This window comes from Alteromonas sp. ABD4_190 (genome assembly GCF_056160105.1).
Window position 1 is genome coordinate 2,549,165 of record NZ_JBSWWN010000001.1, and the last position, 15,158, is coordinate 2,564,322.

Annotated in this window: 13 protein-coding genes; 10 read left to right on the plus strand and 3 right to left on the minus strand. The window is 44.3% G+C overall.

Translation table 11 applies throughout. The features are described 5' to 3' along the window. Positions 1 to 55: 55 nt before the first annotated feature. The 4 genes from rpsL to tuf all read left to right on the plus strand — a co-directional run bounded on the left by rpsL (position 56) and on the right by tuf (position 4,354). Positions 56 to 430 (plus strand): 30S ribosomal protein S12, encoded by a 375-nt coding sequence (rpsL, locus tag ACXAFM_RS11230; protein WP_025257518.1) that lies wholly within the window; start codon positions 56 to 58, stop codon positions 428 to 430. 75 nt (positions 431 to 505) lie between these two features. Continuing rightward, on the plus strand, positions 506 to 976 hold the full coding sequence (gene rpsG, locus ACXAFM_RS11235) for a 30S ribosomal protein S7 (protein WP_014980519.1): 471 nt from the start codon (positions 506 to 508) through the stop codon (positions 974 to 976). A 27-nt stretch (positions 977 to 1,003) separates the two neighbouring features. Beyond that, positions 1,004 to 3,106, plus strand: coding sequence for an elongation factor G (fusA, locus tag ACXAFM_RS11240; RefSeq protein WP_474829502.1), 2,103 nt, complete (start codon positions 1,004 to 1,006; stop codon positions 3,104 to 3,106). A gap of 63 nt (positions 3,107 to 3,169) precedes the next feature. Beyond that, positions 3,170 to 4,354, plus strand: coding sequence for an elongation factor Tu (tuf, locus tag ACXAFM_RS11245; RefSeq protein WP_012519826.1), 1,185 nt, complete (start codon positions 3,170 to 3,172; stop codon positions 4,352 to 4,354). Between the two features lie 266 nt (positions 4,355 to 4,620). Here the strand turns inward: tuf and ACXAFM_RS11250 are convergent, their stop codons facing one another. Then, the gene (locus tag ACXAFM_RS11250) at positions 4,621 to 5,091 is read right to left on the minus strand and encodes a prepilin-type N-terminal cleavage/methylation domain-containing protein (protein WP_474829504.1); all 471 of its coding nucleotides are present in this window, start codon (positions 5,089 to 5,091) and stop codon (positions 4,621 to 4,623) included. A gap of 196 nt (positions 5,092 to 5,287) precedes the next feature. After that, positions 5,288 to 6,175 (minus strand): TraB/GumN family protein, encoded by an 888-nt coding sequence (locus tag ACXAFM_RS11255; RefSeq protein ID WP_474829506.1) that lies wholly within the window; start codon positions 6,173 to 6,175, stop codon positions 5,288 to 5,290. 319 nt (positions 6,176 to 6,494) lie between these two features. Here ACXAFM_RS11255 and ACXAFM_RS11260 point away from each other — a divergent pair, with 319 nt between their 5' ends. Beyond that, positions 6,495 to 7,526: an alpha/beta hydrolase gene (locus tag ACXAFM_RS11260; RefSeq protein WP_474829508.1), complete on the plus strand. Its 1,032-nt coding sequence runs from the start codon at positions 6,495 to 6,497 to the stop codon at positions 7,524 to 7,526. Between the two features lie 117 nt (positions 7,527 to 7,643). Here ACXAFM_RS11260 and ACXAFM_RS11265 read toward each other — a convergent pair whose 3' ends face one another. Continuing rightward, positions 7,644 to 8,162: a hypothetical protein gene (locus ACXAFM_RS11265; RefSeq protein ID WP_474829511.1), complete on the minus strand. Its 519-nt coding sequence runs from the start codon at positions 8,160 to 8,162 to the stop codon at positions 7,644 to 7,646. A gap of 315 nt (positions 8,163 to 8,477) precedes the next feature. Here ACXAFM_RS11265 and ACXAFM_RS11270 point away from each other — a divergent pair, with 315 nt between their 5' ends. The 5 genes from ACXAFM_RS11270 to ACXAFM_RS11290 all read left to right on the plus strand — a co-directional run bounded on the left by ACXAFM_RS11270 (position 8,478) and on the right by ACXAFM_RS11290 (position 15,118). Further along, a complete protein-coding gene (locus ACXAFM_RS11270; protein ID WP_474829513.1) occupies positions 8,478 to 10,163 on the plus strand; it encodes a carbon starvation CstA family protein in 1,686 nt (561 codons plus the stop codon). Positions 10,164 to 10,432: 269 nt separating this feature from the next. Then, a complete protein-coding gene (locus ACXAFM_RS11275; RefSeq protein WP_474829515.1) occupies positions 10,433 to 11,602 on the plus strand; it encodes an SO_0444 family Cu/Zn efflux transporter in 1,170 nt (389 codons plus the stop codon). Between the two features lie 147 nt (positions 11,603 to 11,749). After that, positions 11,750 to 12,832, plus strand: a complete 1,083-nt coding sequence (locus ACXAFM_RS11280) for a CNNM domain-containing protein (protein WP_474829517.1) — start codon at positions 11,750 to 11,752, stop codon at positions 12,830 to 12,832. A gap of 53 nt (positions 12,833 to 12,885) precedes the next feature. After that, positions 12,886 to 14,079, plus strand: coding sequence for an energy transducer TonB (locus ACXAFM_RS11285; RefSeq protein ID WP_474829518.1), 1,194 nt, complete (start codon positions 12,886 to 12,888; stop codon positions 14,077 to 14,079). Between the two features lie 43 nt (positions 14,080 to 14,122). Next, a complete protein-coding gene (locus tag ACXAFM_RS11290) occupies positions 14,123 to 15,118 on the plus strand; it encodes a hypothetical protein (RefSeq protein ID WP_474829520.1) in 996 nt (331 codons plus the stop codon). The last annotated feature ends 40 nt before the right edge of the window (positions 15,119 to 15,158 follow it).

A 15,158-nucleotide genomic window follows, 5' to 3' on the forward strand; every position in this document is an offset into this window, starting at 1 on the left:
TATGGACCCAATCACAGTGATTGGGTTTTCGTAGTTTTTAATCAGGAGCTAGTTAATGGCAACAGTTAACCAGTTAGTGCGCAAGCCGCGTAGAAAGCCCGTTGAAAAAAGCAACGTAGCTGCTCTACAAGCTTGTCCACAAAGACGTGGTGTATGTACTCGTGTATATACTACTACGCCTAAGAAACCAAACTCTGCACTACGTAAAGTATGTCGTGTACGTCTAACTAACGGTTTTGAAGTTTCTTCATACATCGGTGGTGAAGGTCACAACCTACAAGAGCACAGTGTAGTACTTATCCGTGGTGGTCGTGTTAAAGATCTACCAGGTGTTCGTTATCACACAGTTCGCGGTACTCTTGACTGCGCAGGTGTAAACGATCGTAGACAAGCCCGTTCTAAGTACGGCGCGAAGAAGCCTAAATCTTAACGGTTCTCCGTTAGTAAGGCCAAACTGAAGTTTAAGAGTTTTGGGTTTTCCCTGAATTCATACGGAGAATAGAAAATGCCAAGAAGAAGAGTCGTAGGTCAACGTAAAATCCTACCAGAGCCAAAATTTGGTTCACAACTGCTTGCGAAATTCATGAATGTCGTAATGCTCGACGGCAAAAAGTCAGTCGCTGAAAGAATCGTTTACGGTGCGCTTGATATTGTTGCTGAAAAAACCGGCAAAGCACACCTAGATATCTTCGAGGAAGCGCTTGATAACATCCGCCCAACAGTAGAGGTTAAGTCTCGTCGTGTTGGTGGTTCAACTTATCAGGTTCCAGTTGAAGTACGTCCAGTTCGTCGTAACGCGCTAGGTATGCGTTGGATGGTAGAAGCTGCACGTAAACGTGGCGAAAAGTCTATGGCACAACGCCTAGCGGCTGAAATGCTAGACGCAGCAGATAATAAAGGTTCAGCGGTTAAGAAACGTGAAGACGTTCACCGTATGGCCGAAGCAAACAAAGCGTTTGCTCACTACCGTTGGTAATCAACGTTATTTAACTGAGAGAGATTTATGCCTCGTAAGACCTCGATTGAGCGTTATCGCAATATTGGTATTGTGGCTCACGTGGACGCGGGTAAAACCACGACCACAGAGCGTGTCCTGTTTTATACAGGGCTGTCTCACAAAATCGGTGAAGTGCACGATGGTGCTGCTACCATGGACTGGATGGAGCAAGAGCAGGAGCGTGGTATTACTATCACGTCTGCTGCAACGACTTGTTTCTGGTCTGGTATGGAGCAACAGTTCGATCAGCACAGAATTAACATCATCGACACCCCTGGACACGTAGACTTCACTATTGAAGTAGAGCGTTCATTACGTGTACTAGACGGTGCAGTAGTTGTTTTCTGTGGGTCTTCTGGGGTAGAACCTCAATCAGAGACAGTCTGGCGACAGGCTGACAAATATGAAGTGCCACGCCTAGTGTTCGTTAATAAAATGGACCGGGCTGGCGCTGATTTTGAGCGCGTTGTGGGGCAAATCCGCAAGCGTTTAGGCGCAAACTGTGTTCCGATTCAAATCAACATGGGCGCTGAAGAGAATTTCCATGGCGTCATCGACCTTGTGAAGATGAAAGCCATTAACTGGAATGAAGAAGACATGGGTATGACATTTACCTATGAAGACATTCCAGCTGAATATCTTGATACCGCTGAGCAGTACCGCACCGAAATGATCGAAGCGGCTGCAGAAGCGTCTGATGAGCTGATGGATAAGTATTTAGAAGGCGAAGAGCTGACTGAAGAAGAAATCCGTTTAGGCCTTCGTACGCGTACACTGAACAACGAAATTGTTCTTGCCACTTGTGGCAGTGCCTTCAAAAACAAAGGTGTTCAGGCAGTACTAGACTCTGTAATTCACTATCTACCGTCTCCAACAGAAGTTAAAGCCATTACAGGTGTGCTTGACGATAAAGACGAGACTGAAGCAGAGCGTCATTCAAGCGACGATGAGCCTTTCTCAGCACTAGCATTTAAAATAGCAACTGACCCATTTGTGGGTACGTTGACCTTTTTCCGCTGTTACTCAGGTGTAGTTAACACGGGCGATACTGTATATAACCCAGTAAAAGGTAAACGTGAGCGCTTTGGTCGTATCGTGCAGATGCATGCAAAAGACCGCGAAGAGCTTAAAGAAGTACGCGCAGGTGACATTGCCGCCGCTATCGGCCTTAAAGATGTTACCACCGGTGATACACTTTGTGATCCTAATCATGTTATTACGCTAGAGCGTATGGAGTTCCCAGAGCCGGTAATTTCAATTGCGGTTGAGCCTAAGTCTCAAGCTGACCAAGAAAAAATGGGCATTGCCCTGAGTAAACTTGCGGCAGAAGATCCATCGTTTAAAGTTAAAACTGATGACGAGACGGGTCAGACAATTATCTCAGGTATGGGTGAACTTCACCTTGATATCATTGTCGACCGCATGAAGCGCGAATTTAAAGTTGAATGTAACGTAGGTAACCCACAGGTTGCTTATCGCGAAACCCTTCGTAAATCTGTTGAAGTGGAAGGGAAGTTCGTTCGTCAGTCAGGCGGCCGAGGCCAATTTGGTCATGTATGGCTACGCATTGAGCCTCAGGAAGAAGGTTCAGGCTACGAATTTGTGAACGAAATCGTCGGTGGTGTTGTACCAAAAGAGTTCATTCCAGCGGTCGATAAAGGAATTCAGGAGCAGATGCGAAGTGGTGTTCTTGCAGGGTTCCCAGTACTAGATGTAAAGGTTACTTTGTTTGATGGTTCTTACCACGATGTTGACTCTTCTGAAATGGCGTTTAAGATCGCCGGCTCTATGGGTTTCAAAAAAGGCGCCGCAGAAGCAAATCCGGTGTTGCTTGAACCCACAATGAAAGTTGAAGTGACTACTCCAGAAGACTGGATGGGTGATGTAGTTGGTGACATTAATCGTCGCCGCGGCATGATCGAAGGTATGGAAGATGGCGTAGCAGGTGTTAAAATAATACGTGCAAAAGTGCCGCTTTCAGAAATGTTTGGCTACGCAACTGATTTGCGTTCACAAACACAAGGTCGTGCTTCATACTCAATGGAGTTCTTCAATTATTCTGAGGCGCCTAACAATGTGGCGCAGGCTATTATTGAATCTAGAATTTAATCTAAATGAAGGTTCGGTCCGGTCTATTGGTGGGTCGGACTTTTAACTTAGGAAACGAGAAAAATGGCAAAAGAAAAGTTTGAACGTACGAAACCCCACGTAAACGTGGGTACAATCGGCCACGTTGACCACGGTAAAACTACCCTTACTGCAGCTATCACTACAGTTCTTTCAAAGACCTACGGTGGTTCTGCTCAGGCTTTCGATCAAATCGATAACGCGCCTGAAGAGAAAGCTCGTGGTATCACCATCTCTACTTCACACGTAGAGTATGACACTCCTACTCGTCACTACGCACACGTAGACTGCCCAGGACACGCTGATTACGTTAAAAACATGATCACTGGTGCTGCTCAGATGGACGGTGGTATCCTAGTAGTAGCTGCGACTGATGGCCCTATGCCTCAGACTCGTGAGCACATCCTACTTGGTCGTCAGGTTGGTATTCCTTACATCATCGTATTCATGAACAAGTGTGACATGGTTGATGATGAAGAGCTTCTAGAGCTAGTAGAAATGGAAGTTCGTGAACTTCTTAACGAATACGAATTCCCAGGTGATGACCTACCAGTTATCCAAGGTTCAGCTCTTAAAGCGCTTGAAGGCGACGCAGAGTGGGAAAAGAAAATCATCGAGCTTGGTGAAGCGCTTGATTCATACATCCCAGAGCCAGAGCGTGCAATCGACAAGCCGTTCATCCTTCCAATCGAAGACGTATTCTCAATCTCAGGCCGTGGTACTGTTGTAACAGGTCGTGTTGAGCAAGGTATCATCAAGGTTGGTGAAGAAGTAGAAATCGTAGGTATCAAAGACACTACTAAGACTACTTGTACTGGTGTTGAGATGTTCCGTAAGCTTCTTGACGAAGGCCGTGCAGGTGAGAACGTTGGTGTTCTTCTACGTGGTACTAAGCGTGATGAAGTTGAACGTGGTCAAGTACTAGCTAAGCCTGGTTCAATCACTCCACACGTTAACTTCGAAGCAGAAGTATACGTACTATCTAAAGATGAAGGTGGCCGTCATACTCCATTCTTCAAAGGCTACCGTCCACAGTTCTACTTCCGTACAACTGACGTAACTGGTGCTGTAGAGCTTCCAGAAGGCGTAGAAATGGTAATGCCTGGTGACAACCTTAAATTCAAAGTTGAGCTAATTGCTCCGATCGCGATGGAAGAAGGTCTTCGTTTCGCAATCCGTGAAGGTGGTCGTACAGTAGGTGCTGGTGTTGTATCTAAGATCCTAGACTAATCTAGACTTAGCAACACAAGCCAAAAAAAGCGCACTTAGGTGCGCTTTTTTTATGCCTGCGATTTGAATCTTCGGGAGTGAGGCCACATCAAAAACACGCCGTAAACCCATCTCAGCTTTAATGTGAGAGCTTCAACACCACATCCCTGCGGTATGGGGGGGCAGAAGGCACAACACTCACGCCCGTTACTCTGCGTGAAATGAAGGCTTCTAGAAGAGAGTGTGAAAGCGCGAAAAGTTTCTGCTAATACTGCGCGAAGGTTGTGTTACGCATTACAGTTATTAACGGTTATAGTGGGTTTGTCACCTCGATTAGGATGGCGATAGGTAAGCTTACATACTTCGTCTTCTTCAATCTCATCATTGCTAAAGCCGCTAGTTTGTCTTTCTAGAGTAAAGGTAACTTCAGGGGCCGAGCCTGTTAATTTCCAATCTACTTCGGTGAAGTCTGCTACGAGTTTCAAATTTGTTTGTGTTGCGTAAGGGTAGCCATAACGTACGCGAATACCTGAAGTTAAGGTGGTATCAGCGCTGCTTTGAACGCCCTCAAGGAGTGATTTTGCATAGACAATATCTGAAGAAGCGACTAAGGCAGACTTTAAGCCCTGTAGCGCGCCCACTTGCGCGTCTTTTTGAATGTTTAAAAGTTTAGGCGCAGCAGTAACAGCAAGTATGCCAAGCACAACAATTACTATAATTAGCTCTATTAAAGTGAAGCCTTTATTTTTAACGTGCATACCTTACCGTACTTGGAAGCTTAAAACCGTTCGCAACCTAGTCAAAGTGTATACCATTGAATAAACGTTTCAATTTAGACATAAGCCTAAGTCTAAGTCTAAGTCTAAGTCTAAGTCTAATTTTAACCAAATGTTGATATAAAAAAGCTAGGCATTTGCCTAGCTTTAGTCTAGAACTTCCTGTGCCAAAGGCGAATTACATTTGTTCTATTTTGTAACCTTTAGCTTCTAATAGGGCAATAACGCTGTCATCACCCACTAAATGCCCCGCACCCACTAAAACAAACTCTTGGTCTTCATCGCCGAACATAGCTTCGATTTGAGGTAGCCAGTTTTGATTACGCTTGGTAAACACATCATCATAAGAGGTAGGAGATTCACGTTTGAATGTGTCTACCACCAACTTGTCAATTTGATCAGTGTCACCGTTTCGCCATGCTTTAATAGTGCTTTGTAGCATGTCTTTTAGCTCTGGTAAGGTTTCTAACGTTTCAGAAATAAGGCGATCTTCTTCACCCGCGCCCATATTCGCAAGCATGTTGATTTGAAAATCTAGTGATTCTAAGTATTCGCTTGCTTTACCATCGCGTGCTGCTAACTGCATGAAGTAGGCATCTACCCCTTGCCCAGCCATTTGAGAGCGCTGTGCTTCCATAGCAACTAGCATTGATGCAACCATACCCGGCTTAAATCGAGCTAACTGATCGGCAGTAGCGCCGAAGTTAGCTAAATAAGCATTAAGGGCTTGATAGGTTTCTTCTGATACATCATCTTTGAGCGACTTACCTTCCGCGTAGGCGAGCCCTGCCATCATTTTCTGTTGGCCTTCAATGTCTGTGGGAGCTGGCATTTTGACTTCGAACACTAGTGTGTCTGCTTGTTCATAAACGTCGGTAAATTCACTCGGAAGAGGGAATTCAGAAATAGGTAAAATATGGATAGTGCCACCTACATATACCGCGTCTTCCCCATTAGATACTTTCCAAACTGACGTTTGGCTATCATCGTTGGCAATAGCGGTTGTTACTGTAGATACAGCGAGTCCTAGTGAGAACAGTAGTTTGTGTATAGAAAAGCTTTTCATCTTCATCCCTAAGGTTGTGTACTTATTAGCTAAAGCGTGCGATTTAGTATCCCTTCGCTTTTAAAAAAAGTCGTAATCATTTTAACGGTAGTGAGTAAAGTATAAGCTAGCATAGCAAAATGCAATTTAGATATAACCTGTACTTAGTGCAGTTTTTTCAGACTACCTAGAAAAGGCGCATCTAGGTCTAGGTGAATGCTAGCAATTGAAGCCGCAAATCAGACTAAGCTTTACATTTATGCGGATTGGTATTACAGCTTTGTTCACGTACCTTAACTCTTATACAAAGCTACACATTTACGTAAGGCGTTTATTCATTATGAAATTAATATACCTACTGATGTACGTACTTGCATTGTTATTTACTCCTACTACTACAAGCCCTATGCACAGCAATAAGCCACCATTACCCCAAGCAGCCAGTGAGGCGCTCATAGAAAGCATCTCAGCATTTCCCCACTTCGCCAAAGAAGAAATAGTAGCGAGTACGCCTCGTACTAATGACGCATGGAGAAACTATGTTCACGCTAGAAATAGCGAACAAAAGAAAAAGATTAAAAAAATGAAGAAAGAGCTTAACGTGGATGTTGAGCTTATTGATTTAAATGATGTGGTAGTGCGCAAGCTGACACCTAGAACGATTACTCCTGAATTTAAAGACAAGGTTTATCTTGATATTCATGGTGGGGCGTTTGTGCTTTTTGGCGGTTTGCCGAGTATCGAAGAAGGGCTTCTCGTCGCTGAACGGTTAGGTATCGTGGTATATAGCGTTGACTATAGGATGCCACCAACGTTTCCTTTTCCCGCTGCACTGAATGACGTAGTTGCAGTTTACAATGCTTTACTCGACCGAGCTGGTAAGGGAAATGTATTTGTGGGAGGAACATCGGCTGGAGGTGGTCTAGTGCTTTCACTAGTCCAGTATCTCATCAGCAGCAAAAGCCCTCTACCCAAAGCTGTGTATGCAGGCACGCCTTGGGCCGACCTTACCAAAACCAGCGATAGCCTTTCTACAAATGAGGGTATAGATGGTGTGTTGGTGACCTACGATGGGGTACTTGAAGCTGCCGCAAAACTATATGCTGGCAAAAAAGCACTAACAGACCCTGCTATATCGCCACTTTACAGTTCTTTTGAAGCATTCCCGCCAACTTTGCTGGTGACAGGGACGCGAGACATGTTTTTAAGCGATACGGTAAGAGTGAGTCGTGCAATACGTGATAGTGGAGGTGTTGCGCAAATAGAAATCTTTGAAGGGCTATCCCACGCCGAATATTTGATTTTCTATAAAACGCCAGAGTCGGAGACCACTTACAGGTCGATGAAATCCTTTTTTCTCTCTGCCATCTGATTCTAATTAGCCAGTACGCATACCGTTCAGTATGCGTACTAAGCGCGCCATGACACAGACTTAACTAAACGAATATTTAGAAGCCATCACAACGAAGCAAACACTACAAAGCAAAATTTACGAACCAAAGATTAATGTTAATACAGTAACGATAGCGCCGATACCGGCAATTTTAAGCCCATTCTTGTACATGGGTAGTTTGGGAACAAACATCAAAAACGCGGAAATCACAAAAAACAGCAAACCTAAACCAAAGCTTATATTCAGCCAGAATAGTGGGCTGTTGTTGGTCGCCTTATGTAGCTTCACCATTTTGGCGAGTACAAGTGGATAATCTTTTTTGGTGATAGTGGCTTCACCCGTAGCTTTATTGTACTGGCCTACATTAAGTACGATTTCGTCTACGTTTTCACTTGTGACTTTACTGCCTCTCATTTTAAGCAAAGGCAGCAGTTCTTCACCTGATAGGTTTGCTTCAAATTGCCTGGTCTGGACTTGTTCATACTTCAATATATCGGTAGGGCGAAATATCAAAAGAATGCCGCTGATAGCGTATACACCCATTATGCCCGCGAGAAAAAAACCAAGCCAACGGTGATATTTGCGAAAAGCCATGTGAAATTTAGGTGATGCCATATTTTTATCCGCCCCAAAAAAAGAGCGTAGTTATAAACGAGAATGCATCTTATTTAAAGTGCTGATTTCTTATTTGACCAAAATTTACGTTAAGTAACCGTTTTGGCTCAAGCTTGTGCGAATCAGAGTCGTAAAAAATCAACCAAGTGGTATGAAGAGTTGGAAAAAACTAAGTTCGAGTTAGACTTTAGTCTTACAATGGCGTTAAACCATGGCGACAAATGGTTTAATGTTAAAAGACAGGCTAGAGCCTTTTGAACTCTGATACACGCTAGAATTTCAAAGGCTTTAGAAAAACAATATTAGGATAATAATATGCAGTCTATTGCCATAGTGATACTGGGCATCATTGGAATGTTGTTCGGCTGGTTCGTCTATTCAAAATTTATTGCGAGCCGCATATTCAAACTGGATGATAGTTTTGTAACCCCAGCCCATACCATGCAAGATGGTGTCGACTTTGTTCCTACCAATAAAGTAGTGTTATGGGGCCATCATTTTACCTCAGTAGCAGGCGCAGCACCCATAGTAGGGCCAGCAATCGCAGTTTATTGGGGCTGGGTTCCTGCCGTACTTTGGGTTGTCTTCGGCACTATCTTGTTTGCCGGTGTCCACGATATGGGCGCGCTATGGGCAAGCGCTCGTCATAAAGGAAAATCCATGGGAGCACTCTCTGAGAGCGTTATCGGTAAACGCTCCCGTGCGCTTTTCATGATAGTAATATTCCTAGTCCTTCTTATGGTTAACGCTGTGTTCGGTGTTGTTATCGCTAATTCTTTTGTGTCTCAGCCCAATGCGGTTTTCCCTGCGTGGATGGCGATTGCCGTTGCATTGATTATCGGTCAGTTGTTAAAGCGTAACTTCAGCCTTATCCCTTTGTGCCTTGTCGGCATTATCGTGCTTTACGCCTCGGTCTATGCAGGCAGTTATATTCCACTGAGTCTACCGGAAACCATGTTTGGTTTGGCCGATAAAGCGAATTGGATAATCATTCTTTTTGTTTATGCTGCTATTGCCTCCCTACTACCAGTTTGGATGTTGCTACAGCCTCGTGATTTCATTAACGGTATGCAGCTGCTTGTTGGCTTATTCTTACTTTACGGTGCGGTATTCTTTGCAATGCCGGATATCACAGCGCCGGCATTTAATACGCAAACTGCGGTTGATTCACCAAGTCTCATTCCATTACTGTTCGTTACCATTGCGTGTGGTGCGGTTTCTGGTTTCCACGGCATAGTGTCATCGGGTACCAGCTCTAAGCAACTCGACAAAGAAACAGACGCGCGCTTTGTTGGTTATTTGGGTGCAATTGGTGAAGGTTCATTGGCACTTATTACCATAGTGGCAGTAAGTGGTGTCGCGTTCGCTGCATCACCTGAAGAGTGGCACGAGGTATACAGCCACTTAGGCGCTGGCAGCGTAGGCGCGTTTATCACCGGTGGTGCGAACTTAATTCAGCAGGGCTGGGGATTGCCAGTAGATTTCTCTTCAACGATCCTTGCGGTAATGGTTGTACTGTTTGCAGGTACAACGATGGACTCTGGTGTGCGCTTACAGCGCTACATCATACAAGAGTGGGGCGATATCTATTCTATCGGTGCACTGAAAAACGGCGTAGTTGCGACGCTTGTAGCCGTTGGATGTTGCCTATTGCTGGCCTTCGGTGCAGGTGGTGCGTCAGGCAGTGGCGGTATGATTATTTGGCCTTTATTTGGCTCTACCAACCAGATACTAGCCAGTTTAACGCTGTTAGTAATCTCGGTTATGCTGATTAAACTAGGCCGACCAGCGAAATATACGCTCATTCCAATGGTTTTTGTGCTTATCATGGCTTTCTTTGCTGGCCTGATAAAGCTTAAAGAGTACTACGTAGAAGGAAACTATTTGTTGGTCTTCTTAGACGCAGTAGTGCTGGTGGTTTCAGTACTCGTCATGCTCGAAGCTTTCTCTGTAGTGTCTAAGCTTAAAAAGGAGTCACAACAAAAGGCCACACAAGAATAAGCAGTTCAATAGCTAATTGGGCACTGATACGATTTTTCATGGTTGACCTCTGAGTTTAAAAAGCACACTCTCGAGATAGTCAACATTCGGCCAGTACATTTGTACTGGCCATTTTTATGCTTCTACAATTGACCTAATCAGTTTTGTTGATTTTCTGTCGCACTTTATATCTGTTACTATTTACAGCGTTTAAGACTAGGTGACTTTGTACACGAGTAGTGTATGTCTGCAAGTAAGGCAGCTTATGTCAGGGTTACAAGAGAGGCTATGTGTCAGATATCATTTTACTAGGGCAAAATTTTCTTGCGTTGTTCATGGAATCAGCGCCATGGCTGCTGTTGGGGTTACTGGTCGCAGGAGTGATGCATGAGTTAGTGCCTGTCTCTTTTCTTGAAAAGCACATGGGTAGCGCATCATTTGGCTCGATTAGCAAAGCAGCTATTATCGGCGCGCCTTTGCCACTTTGTTCATGTGGCGTTATTCCGGCAGCACTTGGTTTGCGCCGAAGTGGTGCTTCTAAGTCTTCAACGATATCTTTTTTAGTATCTACGCCCGAGACTGGCGTAGACAGTGTCTCTGTGTCATACGCATTGCTTGGGCCTCTATATGCCATTGTTAGACCCATCGCGGCCATTACAAGCGCCATTTATGCTGGTTCGATGGTACGTTTTTTCGCAGAAGCAGAAGAAACTCAACAACGACAGTCTGAGGTGACGGAGTCCTCGTGCTGTGGGTCAAAGCAAGCACCCAAACCAGAATCACAAATACAGGCCAGCACCTCCTGCTGTGCAAGCGAAAAAACACATTCTCATAGCCACGAAAGAACAGACACGCCTCTACCCGAGTCTTCGCCTTCGAAAATCACAAGCGTGCTTTCATATGCTAGCGGCAAGTTGCTCGAAGATATTGTGGTGTGGCTACTTATTGGTTTAGCGCTCGCCGCCGCTATAAAAACCTGGGTGCCTACCGACTTTCTTACCCAGTGGGGAGATGGTTTGGTCGCCATGCTTGTTATGGCACTTATAGGTATTCCTATGTACATATGCGCCACCGCGTCTACACCGCTAGCGGTTGGCTTTCTGGCTGCCGGGCTATCACCAGGTGCTGTGCTAGTATTTTTAATGGCAGGGCCTGCCACTAACGTGTCAACCATGGGCATGATCAAACAAGAAATGGGCACGCGAACGTTAGTGCTTTACCTTTTCAGTGTTATCTCTGCAAGTATAGGTTTTGGTTATGCACTTAACTACTTGGTGTCCTCGCTTTCTTTATCTTCAATGATAAAAACAACCAGCCACGTTCATGAGCACGGGGCAAGTGTTCAGATAATCTACGGATTATGTGCAATCCTGTTGACTGGGCTTATGGTGAGGCTGGGCGTGAAAAAGCTGCAGCAACACCGTCATAACCAAGAGCAACATTCGGCGTGCTGCGGCTAACCGTAGCCCAGCGGATGCCTTTCATATTAAAGTGCTTAAATGATATTCATAGAGCGCTTGTATATCCCGCTCTATTATCCATAATAGTCGTTCATCTAATTAAAATTAAAACGCGTTTAAACCTACAAGGACGCTTGGAATAACTACATGCTTTTACTTATTGTGTACGTCTTCATTGCACTGGGCTTTTCTTTTTTGTGCTCCATTGCAGAGGCTGTAATTCTGAGTGTTTCGTCTGCGTACATTTCTGTTCTAGAAAAAGAGGGTAAAGCCAGTGGTGCGCTATTACGTAAGCAAACCGATAATATAAATACGCCTTTATCAGCGATATTAACGCTGAACACTATCGCTCATACTATGGGGGCGGCAGGCGCAGGTGCGCAAGCGGCCGCAGTGTTCGGCGATGCCTATTTAGGTGTTATTTCAGCAGTGCTTACGCTGCTTATTCTTATCTTTTCAGAAATTATTCCAAAGACACTTGGCGCTACCTATTGGCGGGCATTAGCACCGGTAACCGCATATTTTCTTAAATACCTTTCAATTGTACTTATGCCGTTCGTTAAAATGTCTGAGCTAATGACGAAAGGCTTTAAAGAAGACAGCCCACTTCGCGGGTTAAGCCGCAGTGAACTTCATGCTATGGCTGAATTGTCAGGGCAGGAAGGGCAGTTAGCCAATCACGAAGCGGCGTTTCTACAAAGCTTGTTAAGCTTGCACGAGCTGAAAGTGAAAGACGCAATTACCCACCGCACGGCGCTGTTTAAAGTCTCAGAGTCGATGACGGTGGAAGCGTTTTTCCATAAGCACGCAAATATTGAGTTTTCACGTATACCTGTGTTTGAAGATAGTGACTCTGAGAACATTACTGGCTACGTTATGCGCTCTGACTTGTTGGTCGCGCAGGCGAGAGGAAACACCGACAAGCCACTTTCAGAATATGCCAAAGACATGGTTACCGTGTTAAACACTATGCCGCTGTCAGTCACCTTCGAGCACTTCATCAATAAACATGTACATATGCTGCTGGTAGTCGACGAATACGGTGGTTTAGAAGGGGTGCTTACGCTAGAAGACTTGCTAGAACGCTTGTTAGGTGTTGATATCGTAGATGAAAAAGACACCACGGTAAGCATGCGTAGGCTTGCTAAAATGATGACCAAGCGTAAAGAGCAGATGATGATCAAAAATGTGCCTGATGCATCGCTTGAAAAGTCGGCAAACAAGAAATAGCTTATAAACTTAGAATGCGTTAATCGTTAAAACAACTATTAAGGATGATAAACATGATTTGGGCCGTAACGACTAAACGTTCGCTTTTTAAAAAAAGCGCCAGCACAAATGTTTCATGGCGTGCCCACATAGCTGAGCGAAAACCGTTTACACTCGCTGTGTTATTTTTTTCGGCTTGTACCTCAAGTATAGCTGCACAAGAACTTAGCATTCCCTGTGATGAAGCAGAAGAAAAAGCCCTTGCAGAAGCGAAAGCCAATGAAGTTGAGCGAATAACCGCATTCACACCTGCTACTCCTCTTGAGCGAGTGAATCCCAGATACCCGACTACAGCCGTGAGAAAAGGCCGTGAAGGATGGGTTAGATTAAGCTACGTTATCGATGAAGAAGGTCGAGTGAAAGACCCTGTTGTCGAAGATTTCTTCGGAAGTCCGTCTTTCAAACGCAGTGCACTATCAGCAGTTAAGAAGTGGCAGTATAACCCTGCATTAAAAGATGGCGAACCTACTCAACAATGCCATCAAGCGGTTCAAATGGATTTTGCTATTAACGGAAAAACTGGCGCCACTCGCAAATTTATTAAAGCGTATAAAAACGTAGATAAAATATTCAAAGCAGGTAATGTTGAAGCGGCAGACGAAGCGCTTAAAGAGCTATTGAACTGGGATACGTTAAATCGGTACGAGAATGCTTGGTTGCTCAACTTGGAGTCACAGATTGCAAGAGAACAAGGCGACATTGAAAGAGAAGCGAAAAGCCTAACGCGTTTACTTGCCAGTAATGGACAAAAGCGTTTTAACAATGCCGTTTTTGATGACGATTATGTGGCTTACGTATTACAAAGGAAAATACTTCTTGATGCGCAGCGCGGGTATTACGCAGAAGCCCTAAAGTCGTACAGCAGGCTTCAAGAAATGGATGAGCAACAACCACGTATTGACGAAATTGCCGCAATAGTAAATCAGATTGAAACATCTATTGCGTCTGAAAAAAATCTTAAGGTACCCGTAAGCATGGGAGACAACGGACGTTGGTTCCACACGCTGGTAAGAAATAAGTTTGCTTTTGATAATATACAGGGCGACCTTGATACGGTTGAAGTGCGCTGTGATTCTCATCGAGAAAAGTTCACCGTAGCCGAGGCTCATGTTTGGCATATTCCACAAAGCTGGGGTCAATGTCAGGTTATGGTCAAAGGTGACGACGCCACCACCTTCGACCTTATTGAAGTCGCTGAGAGTTCATAAGTTCGCTAAGACGAGCTAAAACTAGATAAAGGGAATTAACCAGATGGACCGTAAGTTACTTATAGCTGCGATTGGTATTGTCGCGGTTTTATTTTACTACTTGCTTGATGTTTCATCTGGAGCTGAACCCAATACAAATTACGCAAACAAGAGGGCTAGCGAAGAAAGAGTACACCAACTTAGTCTTCAAGAGGAATCTCACTCAACGCAAACGATTCTGCAAAGCGAACCTCACGTTTCTTTGTCGCCAGAAAGTCACAGCGCAAGTCGATGGTGTTCCATAGAAGCGGAGCCCGAGCATTCAGAGAGTGTAATAGTCGAAAAAGAATCTTTAGAGTGGGATATCGAGAGAGGTGATATTTTACTAGCCGCCGAAGATTCAGTGTTTGAATCACCAAATGCTACTTTGCTAGCGCCTTATGCAGAACTGGACTTACAAGATCTCATTGCACACGCAAAAAACGATGATTTATTCGCATTATTGACTCTTATGCAGCGCAGAGATGTTCCTATGAAACATCGAAATAATGCCGCTCGTCATTTAACGGTAATGGGAAATACTTCGACTGCCTTGTCACATTTGATTGTTACAGAACTGACACGAGCCAATCATATTTTCGAAATAGAAGGGCAAGTCAATGAACAAGTAAAAGCACATGTAGTGAACAGTTTAACGTATGTTAGCTATGGGCTTGAGCAACTTGATGTAACGGCGCTTCGCAGTTATTTGTATTTTGTTCGGCGACACGAAAATGGAAGTTATGCCTTGGATGTAGAAGCGGCACTTTCTCAAAAGGAAGTGGAAACCGTGAAATTTGCAAAAGCGCAATTTAAAAAATACTTAAACAAAAAAAGAGAAGAAAAGTACCTTTCAACTATCGAGGAAAAAGCGTTTCCGAAAGTGGCCAAACGTCAATTTGAAAAAAGCTTAGCTCTTGAATATCGTACCTTTGGAAGTCTGATACTGGGCAGTAAAAATCTGAAAAACATGGGTTTTGATTTTGAAAATCTACCAGATTGCGCTAAGCGTTTATTTTAGAAAAGAATAGCAATATAAGTCGATTAAATACGCAAAAAGA

Bases quoted from the DNA above. Each gene is read 5' to 3' on its own strand.
- tuf (WP_012519826.1), top strand. From the start codon at position 3,170: ATGGCAAAAGAAAAGTTTGAACGTACGAAACCCCACGTAAACGTGGGT.
- ACXAFM_RS11280 (WP_474829517.1), top strand. From the start codon at position 11,750: ATGCTTTTACTTATTGTGTACGTCTTCATTGCACTGGGCTTTTCTTTT.
- rpsL (WP_025257518.1), top strand. From the start codon at position 56: ATGGCAACAGTTAACCAGTTAGTGCGCAAGCCGCGTAGAAAGCCCGTT.
- ACXAFM_RS11290 (WP_474829520.1), top strand. From the start codon at position 14,123: ATGGACCGTAAGTTACTTATAGCTGCGATTGGTATTGTCGCGGTTTTA.
- rpsG (WP_014980519.1), top strand. From the start codon at position 506: ATGCCAAGAAGAAGAGTCGTAGGTCAACGTAAAATCCTACCAGAGCCA.
- ACXAFM_RS11260 (WP_474829508.1), top strand. From the start codon at position 6,495: ATGAAATTAATATACCTACTGATGTACGTACTTGCATTGTTATTTACT.
- ACXAFM_RS11285 (WP_474829518.1), top strand. From the start codon at position 12,886: ATGATTTGGGCCGTAACGACTAAACGTTCGCTTTTTAAAAAAAGCGCC.
- fusA (WP_474829502.1), top strand. From the start codon at position 1,004: ATGCCTCGTAAGACCTCGATTGAGCGTTATCGCAATATTGGTATTGTG.
- ACXAFM_RS11255 (WP_474829506.1), bottom strand. From the start codon at position 6,175: ATGAAAAGCTTTTCTATACACAAACTACTGTTCTCACTAGGACTCGCT.
- ACXAFM_RS11250 (WP_474829504.1), bottom strand. From the start codon at position 5,091: ATGCACGTTAAAAATAAAGGCTTCACTTTAATAGAGCTAATTATAGTA.
- ACXAFM_RS11265 (WP_474829511.1), bottom strand. From the start codon at position 8,162: ATGGCATCACCTAAATTTCACATGGCTTTTCGCAAATATCACCGTTGG.
- ACXAFM_RS11270 (WP_474829513.1), top strand. From the start codon at position 8,478: ATGCAGTCTATTGCCATAGTGATACTGGGCATCATTGGAATGTTGTTC.